This is a genomic window from Anaerotignum faecicola (genome assembly GCA_024460105.1).
Taxonomy (GTDB): Bacteria; Bacillota; Clostridia; order Lachnospirales; family Anaerotignaceae; genus JANFXS01.
On sequence record JANFXS010000502.1, the window covers coordinates 1 to 400 of the forward strand.

Below are 400 nucleotides of genomic sequence, written 5' to 3' on the forward strand. Positions count from 1 at the left end.
CTTTTACCGGTTCAATATGTATCAGCAGAAACCCTGGTCCGTCCATGGGACTGATGCCATGAGAGATGGCGTTCTCCACCAAAGGCTGGATCAAAAGCGGCATCAGATAATAAGTATCCTGTGTGATCTCATCGCTTACCAGGATCTCGTAGCTGATTTTCTCCCGGTACCGGAAATGCTGAATCGCCAGATAACTTCTCGTATAAGCCAGTTCCTGAGCAAGGCTCACCAGCTGATCCTTAGTCTGCAGGCTGTAACGCATCATTTTCCCCAGCTGCGTGATAATATAAGCGGTGTCCGGGTCCTTATGGGTACTGGCATTCATGCGTATGGTCTCCAGCGTGTTAAACAGAAAGTGAGGATTAATCTGATTGGCCAGCATCTGAAATTCTATCATTCT

The 400-nt window shown here is 47.5% G+C and carries 1 protein-coding gene; it reads right to left on the bottom strand.

The window, feature by feature from the left end; translation table 11 throughout:
• The coding region (locus NE664_15095) for a sensor histidine kinase (protein MCQ4727959.1) at window positions 1-382 on the bottom strand (382 nt) is incomplete at its 3' end.
• Window positions 383-400: the final 18 nt, after the last annotated feature.